Here is an 18,169-nt window from a genome sequence, read left to right as displayed (position 1 = left end):
TTCACATTCCTGAAAAAGGATTTTGAACATTTTCTCCGTACTCATTAATAGCTCCCTCTATACGGTTTCTCACTTCATCTGTTAAGTCCCCTTTAAGTGCTTTACACAAAATATCAAAAGCCCTTTCGAGTCCTAAATGACCAATTATCCCTATAATCCACCCTATAATCTCAACAGAATTAAAATCAATTGTAGAAATTAACCAATCCTCCACTTTAATTTTAATATCCGATTTTAATAATTTGAAGGTATGCCATTGTCTATCTGCCAACTCCCATAGAGACTCTAAAGCTTCTTCTAGATCGTGTTCATTTAAATCAACAAAACATAAAAAATTATTAAATAATATTTCCAAATCATCACTACTCATATAGTCTGGCAATTGTTCGTAAAATTCTAACATTATTTTACTCCTTCTACAGGTATATGTGTAAGATTGTTTGCTCTATTATAAAACTTTCCATCTAATCCCAATAATTGATTTTTCCCCATCCTTATCTGAGCTGTCCACTTACTTCCTGAGTTACTACCTGGATGTTTTGCTGCGGCTTCCAAATCTGGTGAATGCCATTTTATTTCGATTTTTTTCCCATTTATTGAAAAGTTATACTTGTATCCTTTTTCAATAGTTGAGGATGGTTTAAAAGTATTTGGTGTTCCCTTTGGTATCATTCTTTCAAGGTCAGAAACATTTACCTTCCCACCTTTCAAAAGCTGTTTCAATGCAAATGTAATATCATACAGCGCAGGTGCACTACCACCCGTACTCTTACCTGTGTCTCCTCCTTTTAACAAGTCCTTTTCGATTTCTACTATTTCATCGCCATATTTAACGATATATTTACCACCTGTAGATATCCATCCAGCAATTGGTACCATTCCAGAAGCAGATAAAACCGCATTTTTTTTGTCACCTTCAAGGTAATACCACGAAGCATTTATTCCATCCGGAATTTCACCAACTCCAGGAATCAACCCTAAAACATCTAACAAACTATGACCCTTTGAAGAGTTCCATTTCATTGTTGGAAACGGAGTGTATTTTTTGTATTTATTAAATTTGGTCTTTTGGTTAGAATTCATCTGATCTGTGATCTTACTTAATTTCTTCACAAGACCATAAAATACCTTTGTCTCGTCATCGTATTCTGCAGTTATATTTCGGCCATTATTAGCCCATTTTGCTGCACCAGTTGCACCTATATCTCTTAATTTTTTAAGATTAGTGGAGCATTTTTCTAGCTTAGATAACAATTTGTCAATATCCTTCGAATCACATGTTGGTTGCGTACTATTTTTTTCTGCTTCTTTTACCTTCTGACTGGTATAGCTTTGTTGTTTCTTAGTTTGAGCTTTTGGTGGTCTGGTCCCAAATAATTTTGCCTTCGTTTTTGGACCAGCTTTTCCATCTACTGTTAATCCTGCATTCTTTTGGAATGCTTTTACAGCAAATTGAGTATTCGGACCATCTATTCCATCAGCTATAAGTTTTTTACCATTTGAGCCCAAATATCCAAGACGAGTCAGTTGAATTTGAACATCCTTCAATGTTTGCTTAGCAGCTACACTTGACGAAATCGCATTTTGATTGTAGTTTTTGTCCTTTTGAGCCCCTTTTTTTGATGAGCCGTCTTCATTTGTTGATACATTCCCACTCGGATCCTTCTGATTAACAGGATCATTTTTCGTATAAGCATACAAGTTTCTTGATAATGGATCTTCCGTATTACCTAAATACGTATCCTTACTAATAAATCGGCCCATTCCCACATCATAGTGTCTTGCTCGTAAGTATTGTGTATCTGTAGTTGGGTCATATTCTTCTCCATTATAACCAAAAATAATGTCCTTTTCTGGTTTATTTTGGATCATATTTCCGAATGAGTCGTAACGATATTGTTGATTGCCTACGATTATACTTTGCTCATTTGTTACTTGTGAGACACTTCCTCTACCATCGTATAAATACGTATCAATTGATCGGTGCCCAGATTGGGTTTCGCTGTCATTTTGAACTTTTTCTCTTGTCAAACGCTCATCATTATTGCCATATACGAAGGCATTTTTTATATTTCCTTCACCATCATATGTCATTAGTTGTTGCGTATACATGCGATTTACATCGTTGACATAGTTCGTTATCTCATACACATTCTTGTCAATTCCTGTTGTCTTACTATCTGGAATGACTATGTCAGTTGTATCTTCTGTTGATGAGTTGTCTTTTGAATCAGTGTTTTCTGAACTATTACCTTTATCATTTTTGTTACCGTTGTGGTTACCGTTGTTGCCATTGCCATTTTCTGCTCCATTATGGTTGCCATTATTTTTTTCACTTGCGTTGTTATCTTTGTCTTTGTCGTTTCCATAATGGTTACCGTTGTTGCCATTGTTATTACAATTTTTGTTACCGTTTCCGTTCCCATTTCCGTTGTGGTTGCCGTTATTTCCGTTATTATTTCCACCTGAGTTGTTGCCGTTCCCATTGTTGTCATTACTAGTTAACGCAATTTTTTTGCTGTTACCGTTACTGTTTTGTTTGTTACTATCTCCTATTGTACTTTTACTTGAGTTTTTTCCATTTCCATTCCCATTATTACCACCGGAATTGCCGTTTCCATTGTTACCATTTCCATTGCCGTTTCCGTTTCCGTTTCCGTTTCCGTTTCCGTTGTTGTTCTCGCCGTTTCCACCTGCGTTATTGCCGTTGCCATTCTCACTTCCGTTGTGGTTACCGTTGTTACCTTTGTTGTCTTCACAAATCGTATCGTCGATGTCTGTTTCTGACCCGTCTTCCCCTGGTTCTGATGGCTCTGTTGGCTTGTCAGGATTTGCATTTCCTTGGAAGTCTTTTCTACTAATTTGGAAAATACGGTTACCGTCGCCATCATATGAAATAGCTAGTAGTAAAGTACCTTCATTTTCAATTGCCTTTAATCTGTTTTCTACCGTATATTCATATGTTTGTGCTAGTTTCTTTCCTGATTTTTTAATCAGGTTTCCATTTGCATCATATGTGTATGTTAATTTTCCTGTTGCTTTACTGTTTTCTTCTATTAATTGGTTCGAATTGTTATAAGTGTAAGTCTTAATTTTATCTGGCGGGTTGTCGCCATCGATTGTTTCACGATGTTCAACTAGTTTAACTCGATTACCAGATTGATCATAGCTGTAAGTATACGTAGTAGTTTGGTCTTCCTCTACTTCAATAAACTTTTCTATTTCTCCTGAACGATTGTACTCAAATGAACGTTTTACTTCATGATCTTTTTGCTTTGCAATTTCATTAATAATTCGACCACTTGGATCGTACGAATAGTTGAAACGAGATAATATTTCACCGTTACTATCTTTATTAATTAATTCCTTTATATTTCCTTGTTTATCGTACGTATAACTTGTTTCTGATCCATTCGGACGTTTTGTTTTAATTGGTCGGTCTAATGCATCGTATTCATAACTTGTAATTTCACCATTTCGTCCAGTTACTTCGGTTAAACGGTCATCTAGATCATATGAATAGCTCACAATTTTGCCGTCAGCGTATACAATTTTAGCTAATCTGTCAGCATCATCATACTGATATTGAACTTTTTTACCGTCGCCTTGAACGACTTCAGTAACTTGTCCAAGTTTATTATGCTTGTATTGAGTTTTACCTGATTCATCGACCATTGAAACACGTTCACCAATACCGTTATAAGTATATTGAACAGGATCTTCTTTCTTCTTGCTTTCATAGCTTTTTTCAACTAATTGGTTTAACTTATCGTAATCATACCTAATAACATTTCCGTTTGGTTGAATGGTCTCTTTCAAGTTCCCCATGATGTCATAAGAATATTTTTCACCACGACCAACTTGACTTGATGATGTCATTTGGCCCATTAAATTATAAGTGTACTGAGTACCTTTTCCATCTGCATCAGTAACTGATGTAAGGTTCCCCATCGAATCATATCCATAGTTTGTATTGCGGCCAACTGCATCAGTCACAGATGTTAATCGGTTCAGCTGATCATATACAAAGCTCGTTGCAAGTCCATTCTTATCCGTTGTTTTAACAATGTTGTCCGTTGAATCATAATCATATGTCATTGATTCATTGGCAGCATCGATTTCTTTTGTTATACGTCCTTTTGCGTCATATTGAGTTTGAGTTGTTTCGCCTAAAGCATTGATTTCAGACTCTACACGATTGTTTTTATCATAGTATGTCTTACTTTCAAAGCCCATTGGTGTTATGACGTTTGTTACATTGTAGTTCTTATCGTACTGATACGTTGTTGTACGTTGCCCAGGTTTTGTCACACTCGTTAAATTTCCAACGAGGTCGTATTCCATTTTTGTGACTTTTCCTTCTGGATCTGTTTCACTAATTAATCGATTAATTTGGTCATAACCATAGCTTTTCTTGTACCCTAGCGGATTAACAACACTAGCAAGGTTTCCATTTTGGTCGTAAGAATAAGAAGTCTTCTTACCAAGAGGATTCGTTGACTCAATTAATCGATGCATCATGTCATATTGATAATTTGTTACACGATCCATGTTATCAGATTCTTTTACAAGATCGCCACGACTATCATAAGTAAAGCTTTGAACATAGCCAAGTGGTGATTTAACATTCGTTAAACGTTGAAGTAAGTCATATGAGTAAGTGTATTCTCCACCATTTGCTTGCACTTTCTTTTTAACTTGTTGATTTAAGTCATATTCGTATTTTGTTTTGTTTCCAAGTGCGTCTGTTTCTTCAATTAAATCATTGTGTTTATTGTAGCTGTATTGCGTAATGCCACCTTTTGGAGAAATCGTCTTTATGCGATTACCGATTGCATCGTATTGGTGCTCAATAATCTGACCAACTGCATCCTTCTCTTTTGTAACATTCGATACAGAATCATAGCGATATTCATCTGTTCCACCTTCTGGATGCTTTATTGCTATCAAACGATTTAGCTCATCATATGTATAAGCTGTTTCGTTACCTCTACCATCAATTTTACCAATTAGATTATTTAACACGTCATATTTATATGATGTTTGAACACCTTTTGCATCAGTTGAGTTTATAAGATTGTTATTCTCATCATATTGGTAATTCTCTACAGCCTGAAGTGGATTCGTTTCTTTTACCAGTCGATTTATTTTGTCATAGGCATAGAAATAGATCGCTCCATCTGCTTCAGTTTTCGTAATGAGATTCCCAATTTCATCATATTTAAAATTCGTCGTTTTGTTTTCTGCATCTGTCGTAGAAATTAGTCGATCAAGATCATCATATCTATAAGTAGTAACATTTCCATCTGTACCAGTAGTGGAGATGAGTCTACCTACTTTATCATATGCATTTTTTACGACTCCACCTATTGCATCTGTCACTTGTACAAGTCGACCGAACTGATCATAATGATTCGTTTGACTGTTCCCTGCATTATCTTTTTCGGTTAAAACGCGCCCCATACTATCGTATGTATAATTCGTTTTTAAACCAGCTGGATCAACTTTTTCAATTAAATTACTGTTCGCATCATAACGCATAACAGTTTTATTTCCTGCTGCATCTATAATCTCAGTATTATTTCCTGCTAAATCATAAACTAATTGATAGCTTTTACCATTTGCATCCGTCACCTTTGTTGGTTGCTTTAAACCGTTATAAATATAACTAGTTTTTCCACCTAAGGCATCAATTTCTTCCGTTAAATCTTCTGTATTATTGTATTTGTATTGTGTAATGTTACCAAGCGCATCCTTCGTGCTTAACACTCGGTCCATTTGATCATATTCATATGAAATTTGATTGCCTTTTGCATCTGTTTCTTGAATGACGTTTCCATTTTTATCGTAAACTTTTTTCGTTTCCAGTCCTAATGCATTTTTTATAGAGGTAAGTTGCCCCATCGCATCATATGAGTATTTTGTTAATTGCCCACCTTCATTGGTCGATTGAATTTGTCGATTCATCTCGTCATATTCATAAGTCGCTTTTTGTCCAAGTGGATCAATTGTTTCGATTAAGTTATACACTTTATCATATGTGTACTTAAACGTTCTTCCAATCGAATCTGTTGATTGAATGATATTTTGTACTTTGTCGTATGTTAAGGTTGTCGTTACCCCATTTTCACTTGTAAAGCTCGACACTTGACCATTACGATTATATTCATAGGTTGCTTTTGTTCCATCTGGATTTGTTTTCTCTAAAAGATGACCTGCATCATCATAACGATATGTCGTTTTTCCACCTAATTTATCGATTTCCTCAACTGGTAAGCTTAAAACTTCATCATATTTTATTTTTGTAGAATACCCCTTTGGATCGATTGTTTCGATTAATTGTCCTTTTTCATCATAAAGAAACTTTGTAACGCCACCCTCTGGATCAATCTCAACCGATTTACGTCCACGCTCATCGTATTGAAACTGCCATTTATGACCAGCTGCATCCGTTCTACTAATTTCTTGGTCATTACCATCATAAGTAAATGTGGTGATACTTCCTTCTGGATCAATTACCTTAATTAAATTGCCTTGTTTGTCATATTCAAACGTTGTTACGTTGTTTTTCGAGTCAATAATTGATGTGTTATTTCCTGCATCATCAAAAATATATTCAGTATAGCCTCCATCAGGTGCTTGCTCCCCAATTTTAACGCCATTTTTGTTATACATAAATCGAGTCATTTCACCGTTTGCATCAGTTTTTGATACTAATTGGTTCATATTATTATAGGCAAATGATTCTTTATGTCCATTAGCATCCGTAATTGATGACAAGTTCGAACCTTCATATGCATACTTCGTTTCATTTCCATTTGCATCAATTTGCTTTACTAATCGATGTAGATCATCGTATTCATTTAAATCTTCTGTACCATCTGAATAAATCGTTTTTATTAAATCGCCAACTTCGTTATATTCAGATTCAATCGTCGTCCCATCAAAGTCTACAATTTTAGTAGGTAGGTTCATATCATTATATGAATAAGTACGCACCTTACCGTCTGAACGTGTTTCTGTTAAGATATTTCCGTTTTCATCGTACGTATACTCAATTTTATTACCTAACTCATCTATATTTGTCGTCTCTTGATTTTTATCGTTATACTCTTTTTCAATGATTTGTCCATCTGGTTGTTCAATTTTAGTTGTTCGATATGTTTCATCATATTGATATTTAGTGACATTACTTTCTGCATCAGTAGTTACTGTTTTTCCAGTTGAATAAGCTAGTTTTACTACTTCATTGTTTGGATTCATTTGCTCGGTCACTCGACCATCTGCATCGTAAGTATTCTTAACTACACGCTCGTTATTTTGGTCATACCATTCCGTCATATTGCCATTATCGTCATACACATAACGGACTGTTTTTCCTAATGTATCAATAAAATTAGTTAGATTTCCATCAGCATCATAGTTATACTGAAGCGTTCCACCGTTTGGTAGTAGAATTGAAAACACTCTACCTTGTTCATCAGTCGTAAACTTAAATTCACGACCACTTGGTGAAATGATGTCTTTTAACGTATAATTTTCATCATAATTAATTTTTGTTTTATATCCACGTATATCAGTTACGCTAACAAGGATACCGTATGAATCGAATTCATACACCTTCTGTTCACGATTTTTAATTTTCCATGTGATTTTATCATTTGAATCTTTATGCTTCTTTAATGTGTAAGTATAACCAGCTGGCGCTTTAAACTCATTTCCATCTTTCTTAAAGACAAGAATACTTCCATCAGCACGAAGATAATTCATCGAACCATCTTCATTTGGAGTAACTCTTTGTTCATATTCAAACGACCAGTTTCGTCCGAATAAAGAGTTCGTATCACCTTTTGAATTGTAAACTCTTGAAATACTGAAGTCTCCACCTAAATCCGGAATCGTTATATCTGTGTGCTCTGCAAAGAAATTACCTGTATTCAAATTGATAGGCTCAAATCCAAACATACAATGTAAACCTCTGCCCATTAACGCTCCATCAATTTGACGTTTTTGATCGTCTGTCAACTTACCTCTTGTATATGCAATCGTCGTTTTTGGATTTCGAATAAACAATGTATTTCCAATTGTAATTAAATTATCTTGTATGTCATTATCTTTTAGAATCGTTTTTAGTGGCACACCATAATACTTGGCAAGTGAAGGTAATACATCCACTTTGTCCACTTTATAAATTAAAAATGAATCACTTTTTTTAGTAACTGTTTTGTTATCAATTGTGGCATCTACTGTTACTTGATAACGCTTGTTAAATTGTAGGTTTTTATAAACATCATCACTTTGCCAGTTATTTTCATTTTCCTTATATTTTGTTCCCTTTGAAAATTGAGTTTTTAGGATACTACTGTCAGGATATTTATAGCTAACGCCACCCTCTGTATTTTTATCTGCTCCATCTGTAATGTTGTATGAAATTTTTGCCTTTGGTGTAGCTTTCCCACTAACAAACACACCATCAAACCCTTGCTTGAATTTCGGAATATCATTTTCTGTAATCGGATGTAAATCAACAGTTAGATCCTTTAAATCATAGTCTGGATCAACTGGATTAAGAACAGACCATTCAATTGTTAATTTTGGTCCTTCAGACGACGAACGGTTATTGAATACCTCAGCCTGTGTATTATTCGACTCCGGCATTGATTTCACTACAAACCCATTATTTTTTTGAATTCCCTGGATCCAATCATTAACAGTACTAGTTACATCAAAGTTCATATATTGGTCAATTTGTGAACTAACTTTTCTAGAATCGACAAAAGTACTCGGAAGTCCTGTTTGAGTATCCCAAGTAATCGATGAATTCCAAGGTTTATCAACCGTATATAGTCCAAATACTGTTTTACCATCACTCCACGAGGTGAGATTACTTAAGCTGAAGGTTGCTTTGCTAATAGTCGATTCTTTAGGAATTGAAGAAAAATCATAATTAACATCAACGTATGTACGAGTTAGGCGATGAGCTATTCCGGAATTTGCTATGTTTTTCGATACAATTCCATCATCATAACCTGCGTATGGATAGCCATTATCCCCTACAACTAAATCTGGAGTACCTTGTTCCGCACCATATAAACCAATACTAGATTTTGGAACAGTAATAATATCAGGATCAATCGTAACTGGGTAAGTACGGCTAGGAAAAGCTAACCATTCTTCATCACATTTTACAGTTATGATTTGTTTACCTTTTTTCTCCTTTAAAACTAAACGAACCGAAATACTTTCCTCACCAGCAGCATCAACCATGATTGGAGCTGATAAAGTAAAACGAGGTTCCTTTTCCCCCATCTTAGTGAGAAGTATCTGTCCTTCTTGCTCAGTAGCGCTATAACCATCAGCTTTCAATTCATAATTGAACTGATATTGGTTCACAAATTTATTTAAAATAATATCTTCTTTTATACCCATGTTCTTTACTGTGTATTGATAATCCACTCCAGGATACACATCAGTGTAAAGAATCATATTTTTGTTTACGGCCGAACGACTTAAATCTCCTCCTTGAGGAATTAATTCAATTGTGTCGCCATTTTGAGTAAGAGCTACCCCATCTTTTCCATCCATTTTTTGAGGTAATTTTACTTTAAATTCATTCTCAGTATTTTCATAAAATGTTTTACCAAATAATTCAAAATTTTTCTTTAATGTATTATCAATGATACGTTCTTCACCATTTTTAGTTTTATACGTATTTGGCTCAGCTGAAAATTGTGTAATGAACTTATCTTTAGACACTTGATATGTTTTACTAAATTTTTTGACTTTGATTAGTTTACCTTTTGGAGTATTCTTTTCCTTCTCTACCTTAGGTTCTCTATTTGGTTTTGTTCTCAAAGACTTCTGTGTCGTAGTTTTTGTCACCTTTTCTGGTCTTGAGAAGTCTACTTTTCTAGAAGTCTCTTTTTTTAATTCTGCATAAACAGAATGCGCCCCAAATAATGTTGGTTGAACAACTAGTGCGAATGACAACAATAAAGCTACAATCTTTTTCCTTTGCTTCATTATTTTTTCTTTAAAATTAAATTGCTTCATACTTTCTCCTTAATCTAAATAAAATGAAAATTTACTGCTTGTGCATTTTCTCTTTTACCTTATTTTTTCTTCCATCCAAAACCATATAATTGATTTAAAAACTGATATTTCCACTGAAATTTCTGTAACAGTCATTGAGTTAAACATAGGAGTAATTGATTTGACCGGATCATCTGTCCTTATCGTAGATGTAGTAGCGCTTTGGAGAGTAAACCTGTTGTAATTACCTCATTTATAACTGCAGCTATTGAAGAGCTAGCCATGTTATATAATGTCTTTCATACTGGATGAGAAATTGAATTAGGTAGATGTGATGTCACGCATACCAAAAACAAATTTCTCAACTCTGTTAAATACTTCAATTCCACCTCTCCCTCTTTTCCGAACACAAAAAAATCGCACACCAAAGTGTGCGACAGTAATAATAAAAGTGCCAACTTCGGTGGTCTGGCGATCCAACTAGGGACCCATGACTTTGCGTCCTCGCTTCACAACGAGTTTGCCTTTTCGGATTTTATAAAATATGTTTATCATTTGTACTATTGTTTTAAGATTATTTTTTAGCCTTAACTTCTTTTAATTCACTCATTATTCTACCTTCAGCAAAAGTCATAATTAAACCTACATTTTGTGCGTAGTAACGATATGCAGAACCAAGATCAGTCACAATTTTTTACTTCAATTACATTTTTAAATGTGCCAGCAGGTACTTTTATCGTCTTATTAATTGATGAAATCGAATACTTTTTCCCGTTTACAGTCCAACTTGCTCCTTTTTTTATCGGGTATGGAAGAGCAATATTATTATCATTAAATAAACCTTTGTTTGTTTCTTTTTCATAATGTGTATATTCAATAGTTTGATCTGGGTAAACAAATGTTTGTTTCCAATTATTGAATCCTTTAAATTTACCAGTTGTGTCTTTACCTACAAACGAATAAGTATGGTAAACCGAGGTTTCACCAGGTCCACCATATAAGTAATCTTTTTTCACATCCATTAAATAACTTGGCTGCTTTGCTTGTGAAGTCATAGAAGGGAACAAGCCAAATATTAAAATTGTAGTCATTAATGACATAAGGAAAGCAAGTTTCTTTTTCATATTAATCGCTCCTAAAATTATATAAATTCCTTTAAATTTTACATTAAATAGATAAATTATTTACGCCAAATTTTATAACAAGGGGAATACTTCTCTTCATTTTTGAGTACCAAATGTTCCAGTTTATCAAAAACAAGAATTATACTCTGCTACTTCATAATTAATCATACTCAATTTAACTACGAACAAATTGCTAAAGGCTATGAATTGAAAGAAAATGAATGACTTATCTCTTTAACAAAAAACGTCACTAAGTAAAAATTTGAGAACCACTCATGATTATCTCCTTATACAAATTTCTAAAACAGCATTCTAAAATCATTTAGTATTTACCGCAAAAAAACTCCTTTCAAACCGTAAAATAACCATGCAAAGCTAGGTGAATAGAACGGTTCAAAAGGAGTGTTCGTGTTGTCGTATAGTTCTACGGTAACCCAGCCATCATATCAGCAATACTGATTTAGACCTGTGACTTTGCGTCCTTCCCTTTCAGAAAGTTTGCCTTTTTACGGAAATATTAAAAATTTTCACTACTTTTATACTATATAACATATTTTTACAAAAATTAACATTTTTCTACAAAATCCAACTATATTACTATGTTTTCAAATTTATTTATAAAAAACGTTAGTAATAGCACCTCTATTAAAATAGTATTTCTGTGTAATTAAAAAATCGATATTCCATGCGAATGTATACAAAAATTGAAACATCGTGAGTAAACCATTAATCATCGTATACTGCCCTCTATAACCAGTTTACAATAATCAACAAAAGCATCTTAATCAATATTTTATAAATAAGACATCTTATTGTAATATTATTATTTTTTCCATTGCTTCTTGTTCTACTTAACCACCAAATACTTATTAAATAAAAAGGCGCAATGGGTTATTCACAAGGGCTTTTAATCTAGATTTTCGTTAATAATATTTATATGAAAGTATTATTGGAGGGAAATTACTAATGTTATTATCATCTACTTGGCAAAGTTACTATAATGATAAATTAATCGAAGGATATTCGTTAATTACATTACAAGCGTATCAGATTCAAGCAAATCTATTAATTAAACATTTTGGTGATATCGAAATTGACCAAATTACTACTGATGGGTTGAAACAGTATCTAGCAAAGGTCGGTCCAACCTTAAAGCCCGCAAGTTTAGGACATCGTATTCGTTTTATTAAATCATTTTTTCGTTGGGTGCATGAAGAAGGTATAATCCAAAGAAATCCTACTTCAAAACTAAAAGAACCGAAATCAGGAACTCGAATCCCTAAGTTCTTAACTGAAAAAGAAATAGAACACCTTCGTGAAGCATGTCAAACTGCTAAAGAACATGCATTAATTGAATTTATGTATTCATCAGGATGTAGGATCGGTGAAATTGTATTAATTAATAGAAGTGATATAAATTGGTCTAATAACTCTGTTATTGTACGAGGGAAAGGTGATAAGGAAAGAGAAGTTTACTTCAATGTTCGATCGGAAATTTGGTTAAATAGATATTTAAATGAGAGAAAAGACAAAGATACCGCATTATTTGTAACAGATAGAGCACCACATAGATTAAGTATCGCGCAAACACGATATATCATAAAAAATGTTTCTTTACGTTCCGAGTTTAATAAAGAAATTTCACCACATCAACTTAGACACAGTTATGCAACTCATTTAATGGATAATGGTGCTCCCCTTGAAGTAATCCAAAGTTTATTAGGTCATGAAAAAAGTGAAACTACACGTATTTACGCCGAACTAAGTGGAAAACAACGTCATGAGCATTATAGTAAATTCTTTTAAATTAGGACTTAAAAAAATGGTCTTGCACATTACTCACTTCCTTTATTCGTAGAAAAACACGAATGAATTTATGGGGTACAAATATTAAATTATGTACCTACTTGTGAATCCCTTCACTTAAACTATACTGCCATTTAGTTTAAGTGAAACATTTCACAATATGATCGGTTCAAATAACTAATTGCCTGAAAAATACCTTAACAAAACTGGACCAAAAAAAATAATAAAAAACAAGAAAAAAGCCCAAACCCTTGATAAACTTAGGTTTGAACCTTCACAAATGTATGATCCCAACTGAACTTGACCAGCGGCCACTACCCTTTTCAAGGATAGGGGTATATTTTTACTCTAAGGATGATATTTAATAAAAATTTAAACACAAGGGTCTTAAATTTTTGTTATTTATGTTGGTTTAAAATTTAGAGTAAAGGTAACAATTGTATAGTATTATGTTCATACAATAATTGAACATAAATATTAAGGATGCTCCTAATAATTATCGATACTGAACCAAAAACTACCCTTTTGACCATATAATTAAAATACTCGTCGAACTGAATATATATTATGTACACTAGAAAAAAGTGAAGCGAATCACTACTAAAGGTACTCACTTCCGATAATATTCATTATTTCATTTGTTTGAACATATCAACTAATTTATGATTATCACCATATACACCAAGTAAAAACGGCCCATTAGTGTAAAGTTGCTGAGCGTCAGTCCCATCTTTAATAAAACCATTTTTAGCTACATCAAGGTCTTCTGAATTCCTAAATTGATACAATTCACTCTCTATTCCATTCGCGGTAAAACCATATCCATAAACAGCTTTAATCTCATCCAAGAAAAGTTGTTCTGTTTGATCAGTAATATTAATACCATTCTGAGCGAAATAGTCGAATACTGCATCTGTCGTATTGATTGTTTTAGCGGGTGCTTCTTTTTTTACAGTTTCTTTTTCAACCGTTTCTTTCTTTGCTACATTTTTCTCATTAGAAGTCTCGTTATGACAAGCAATTAGTAATATGCTACTTACTAAAATAAGCAAACTTACCATTTTAATTGTTTTCAATTCGAATAGCTCCTCTCATTGTTTAGTATTGAGGAAAACAACCACATTCTATTGTTCCAAATAAAATATATCTTATAAGATTAACTGCCAGATAAAGAAGTTCCGATATTTGAATACCCTAAAAAGCTTACGTGTATAGTATGTGGACTTTTATATCATTAATAAAGAACCACAGAAAGTAAACTTCCATTTAGTAAATAAAAAAAGACCGACAAAATCGTCGATCATGTTATTTAACTAATGCTTTCTTTTGTTAAACAAGAAAAACAAAAAAACCTTCTCAAAAAGGTTTTTTGCGTTAATTATTACACTATGTTAGAACTTATTTATCTAAAGGTCATGTAATTTACTTATTATTTAACAAGTACTTATATTGTTCATATGAAATCGAATTTTCGTTATGAGGGTCAACTATACTCTTATTTTTATTAACTGAATAATCTCGTTGCCAATTCGCTAATTCAGCCAAATGATTAAAATTCGGTCTTGTCACTAAATTAGTCAGGTAGGCTGACCGATATGCTCTTGGTCTTCTCATTTTATTTAGGACATAAATTATTTGTTCCGCTGTTAATATTCCTAAACCATGTCCAAAATACGTACCATCTCCTAAAACAACCGCATTTTCTCCTCTCCACTCAGGGGTAAACGGATTAAAATCTGGATTATTAAAATAGACGATATCACCAGGAAGAAAACGCTCATAATATGAATTTATACCGAGGTCAGGATCAGCATGCCAGCCGTATAAATAGATGTTTTGAAAGATTTGATTAAATAAGGATTCGCCTATAAGATTTAGGACGGCATTGTAAATGATAATGACCATTCCCGTTGCACATTCAAATGCATAATATGGACCGTTATAGTAAATATCTTTAATCGCATCTGAAGGTCTTACACCTTCCCTCAATAGGAATCCTCCGTTTCTCATTAAATGCCAGTACCTTGGATTACATCGAGATCTTGCAAATACTTCAAACCTCACTCTACTTTGATACATCGCTCTTGCACTTAAAATAATATTCCTTCGCAACAAATGTTCAAATTCATAGGTAGATCGATTTGCATATACCGTCGGATCCTCATTTATCTGTTGAATGATCATTCTTACAATACTATCATACCGCCCTGTATCACTTTGTTGAATGGGCATCCCCGTAAATTGATTCATAAAAAACCTCCTTTCAACATCAAGTATTAATCTTCATGTATACCCATCATATTCAAACATCGCTATGAAGTGTATATTCACCGAAGAACCTTCTAATTAATTCTTTTTGTTAAATACAAATTACAAATTTAAATATGACTGATAAACAGTCTTCGTGAACTTCAACTAAGTTCTTCTACCTTTACTACATCAAAAAAACCACTCCATGTGTGGAATGGCTTTTTGGGATTAAATATATGAATAAGCTAATGATCAAATTTGAAATGTTTCCTGATTTCTCATTCACAGTTAAGCATAGTCTTAGGGTTTAATGAAAACTTTTAAAAACTAAAATTTGGCTTATATTGACCTGTATAAGGTTCATGTTCAACGAATACAGTAATGTCTTTACCTTCTTTGTCTTTACCAGTTCGTTTATAAGTAAATTTATTTTTATTTAGTTCTGTAATTTCAAGAACCGCTCCATACTTATAATCACCAATAGATATATGGGCTCTTATTTTATTTTCGTGAACTACATCGAAATATCCGTAATCACCACGGCTTTTACCTGTTGCTAGATTAAAAAACTCATATTTATTAGACTTGTTATCATATTTAGCTAGACTAATAAAATTAGTATTATACATTGTTATATCATTACCGTTTTCATCTAACACTTTTGTTCCGTTCCAAAGAGTGTTACCTAAAATAATATCCCCATCAAGGTTATTAATAATGTTGCCCGTCGTAGTATCTAACTGTTTGTCCGGTCTAGTAAAAGAAAGATTTTTTCCTTTAAATGGAACATGTTCAACGAATACCTCTACTTCGTTGCCATTAGCATCTTTTCCTATTCTTTTATAAGTAAAAACATCTTTATTCAGTTCTATCATATCGACAACTGCTTGATATTTTAATGATTCTGAAACTAGTATTCTCTTCTTACCATCATTTGTAATAAAAAAAGTTCCCGTGTCTCCACGACTAATACCTGTCTTAGCATCAAAAAATTCATATCTTCCTGATTTCACATCATATTTTGCAAGGCCAATAAAATTTGCATTCTCCTTTGTTAAGTCCTGGTGATTTTTATCATATACTCTCGTACCTTGCCAATCTGTACTACTTAGAATATTAGACATTTTCTGTCCTTTTGTTTCTAAAAGATTATTTTTGTAATATTTATTAATCGCATGTGATTTAGCCTCTACCTTTTTGATTAAATAAGCTTTTTCGTTTGCATATTTCTTAATAGTCAAGCTCTTATTCAAATAATTTAAAGTAGCTGTTTTGATCTTTGCAGAATTCTGAACATCTGAAACAGTACTGATAGATAGTTTGTAGTAATTGTTTACCTTTACTTTTGCAGTTTGAAGCGTATTCATTTTGTCCGCAGAAGCTGGTGTTACAATTGTCACCAACATTGCAGTAGCAGCAAGAGTAGTCAATAATTTGTTTCTTTTATTTGTAGAAAATGTCATATAAATCCTCCACTCCAAATTTAATTTATCATTTTATAATTAATTGATAGAGTACATTTGTATCGTTTGAATCCTATCATAATTATTTTGTTCCTACTTTTAACAAAATTTGTTTAATCTCTTTTAAATAAAAATGGCTTGAATGAAAGTACTTAAGAATTTTCCCCCCTAGGTAACTTTGTTCCTCCTGTCTTAAACTATATTAATATTTAATGATGAACTCCCTCTAAACAATTTCTTAAAAAACTATTAATTTTATAAGAAATTTCCATAAATTTCTTTAAAAGTCCCGTCACAAATGGAGGGTTCAGAAATAAAAAGGGATTCTCAATCTTTGTAGATCTAGTTATTTATTAACGTTTAAAATTTACAACAGTTGACCAAGTCGTTTCTTAAAGAGCGATAAAAAAATCCCTATAAGCGTTGACATTACAACACTTCTAGGGATTTTAAATTTATTTCAAATTATGACCTTTTAATTTTTTCAGCGAATCTATAAAATATTGCAAAAACTGCGACTAAAATAAATAAAACTAAACCTGGAAAAATAATATTGAGCATTTTGAAACCTACATTATTTCATATTTATAGTATTAATTCTTATACCATCTTCTATTACCTTCGAGTACCTTCTTCTACTGATATGCCTTCTCTTGGTGAAACAATAAATGAGTCACAGAAGCATCACTTGATCTTCAGCTAATGCTCTCGTTTATACATCCTATTTATACACATTAAATGATTAGAATTATTTCTATTTTAAATAATCAATGATCCCATCAACAATAGAAGTTGTTGTATTTGTTTGAAATTCATCTGAAGTCATACGCGCTTCATCAGTTGAATTTGAAATATAACCAAGTTCTAATAAGATTGATGGTCTTGTGTTTTCTCTTAAAACATAGTAATCTCCTAAACTTACACCACGATCTCTTGCATCTAAGCCATTTTTAAAAATATAATCATGAATTAATGCTGCTAATGGCTCGTCCGACTTTTTATTATAGTAACTTGTTATACCTTCAACTTCATTTGTAAAAAAAGCATCGAAGTGAATACTAAGAAATAGATCTGCATTACTTTCTTCAGAAATTTTCACTCGGTCAGCAAGTGATATTTTTACATCATCATCACGGGTTAAGATAACCGTAGCACCAGTTCGATTATTTAATTCATTTTGTATATTTTTAGCCATTGATAATGTTAGGTCTTTTTCAATTGCTCCCCTTTGTCCACTTGCTCCTATATCTTTTCCACCATGACCTGCATCTATGACAATTGTTTTTCCAGTTAATAACTTTTCCGAAGATGTATTTTTTTTATTTCTATTTTCAGTTGATGCGTGTGCTGAATTTTCTTTATTATTTATTAGTCCATTATCTTTAAGTTTAATGATTAAACCTACTAATATCATTAATATAATTAAAAATAAGAAGTTTCTCATCTTCTTTTTTTTCTTTCGATTCATAGAATTTTCCCCCTAAGTTTTCTATC

The 18,169-nt window shown here is 32.8% G+C and carries 8 protein-coding genes and 2 riboswitches; of the genes, 1 reads left to right on the top strand and 7 read right to left on the bottom strand.

Going from position 1 to position 18,169, the window contains the following annotated elements; genetic code table 11:
* Position 1: 1 nt before the first annotated feature.
* From ABID96_RS10580 to ABID96_RS10570, 3 genes are all read right to left on the bottom strand, one after another.
* Complete coding sequence (locus ABID96_RS10580) at positions 2-403, bottom strand: hypothetical protein (RefSeq protein ID WP_192601983.1); 402 nt, start codon at positions 401-403, stop codon at positions 2-4.
* Complete coding sequence (locus ABID96_RS10575; RefSeq protein WP_192601982.1) at positions 403-10,053, bottom strand: DNRLRE domain-containing protein; 9,651 nt, start codon at positions 10,051-10,053, stop codon at positions 403-405. The genes ABID96_RS10580 and ABID96_RS10575 overlap by 1 nt, the downstream gene beginning before the upstream one ends.
* A 438-nt stretch (positions 10,054-10,491) precedes the next feature.
* Positions 10,492-10,567, bottom strand: a riboswitch (cyclic di-GMP riboswitch).
* A gap of 145 nt (positions 10,568-10,712) precedes the next feature.
* Positions 10,713-11,156: a hypothetical protein gene (locus tag ABID96_RS10570; protein WP_377896850.1), complete on the bottom strand. Its 444-nt coding sequence runs from the start codon at positions 11,154-11,156 to the stop codon at positions 10,713-10,715.
* Between the two features lie 425 nt (positions 11,157-11,581).
* Positions 11,582-11,669: riboswitch (cyclic di-GMP riboswitch) on the bottom strand.
* 453 nt (positions 11,670-12,122) lie between these two features.
* Here ABID96_RS10570 and ABID96_RS10565 point away from each other — a divergent pair.
* The gene (locus ABID96_RS10565; protein WP_192601980.1) at positions 12,123-12,962 is read left to right on the top strand and encodes a tyrosine-type recombinase/integrase; all 840 of its coding nucleotides are present in this window, start codon (positions 12,123-12,125) and stop codon (positions 12,960-12,962) included.
* 629 nt (positions 12,963-13,591) lie between these two features.
* Here ABID96_RS10565 and ABID96_RS10560 read toward each other — a convergent pair.
* The 4 genes from ABID96_RS10560 to ABID96_RS10545 all read right to left on the bottom strand — a co-directional run bounded on the left by ABID96_RS10560 (position 13,592) and on the right by ABID96_RS10545 (position 18,143).
* Positions 13,592-14,038, bottom strand: coding sequence for a hypothetical protein (locus tag ABID96_RS10560; RefSeq protein WP_192601979.1), 447 nt, complete (start codon positions 14,036-14,038; stop codon positions 13,592-13,594).
* Positions 14,039-14,384: 346 nt separating this feature from the next.
* Positions 14,385-15,212, bottom strand: coding sequence for a protein-glutamine gamma-glutamyltransferase (locus ABID96_RS10555; RefSeq protein ID WP_192601978.1), 828 nt, complete (start codon positions 15,210-15,212; stop codon positions 14,385-14,387).
* Between the two features lie 320 nt (positions 15,213-15,532).
* Positions 15,533-16,675: a DUF4822 domain-containing protein gene (locus tag ABID96_RS10550; RefSeq protein WP_377896849.1), complete on the bottom strand. Its 1,143-nt coding sequence runs from the start codon at positions 16,673-16,675 to the stop codon at positions 15,533-15,535.
* A gap of 754 nt (positions 16,676-17,429) precedes the next feature.
* On the bottom strand, positions 17,430-18,143 hold the full coding sequence (locus tag ABID96_RS10545; protein ID WP_377896848.1) for an N-acetylmuramoyl-L-alanine amidase family protein: 714 nt from the start codon (positions 18,141-18,143) through the stop codon (positions 17,430-17,432).
* Positions 18,144-18,169: the final 26 nt, after the last annotated feature.

The organism is Gottfriedia sp. OAE603 (assembly GCF_040543965.1).
GTDB classification, from domain to species: Bacteria; Bacillota; Bacilli; order Bacillales; family Bacillaceae_G; genus Gottfriedia; species Gottfriedia solisilvae.
Note: the sequence above shows the minus strand (reverse complement) of the source record. Positions and strands in the feature narration are given on the sequence as shown.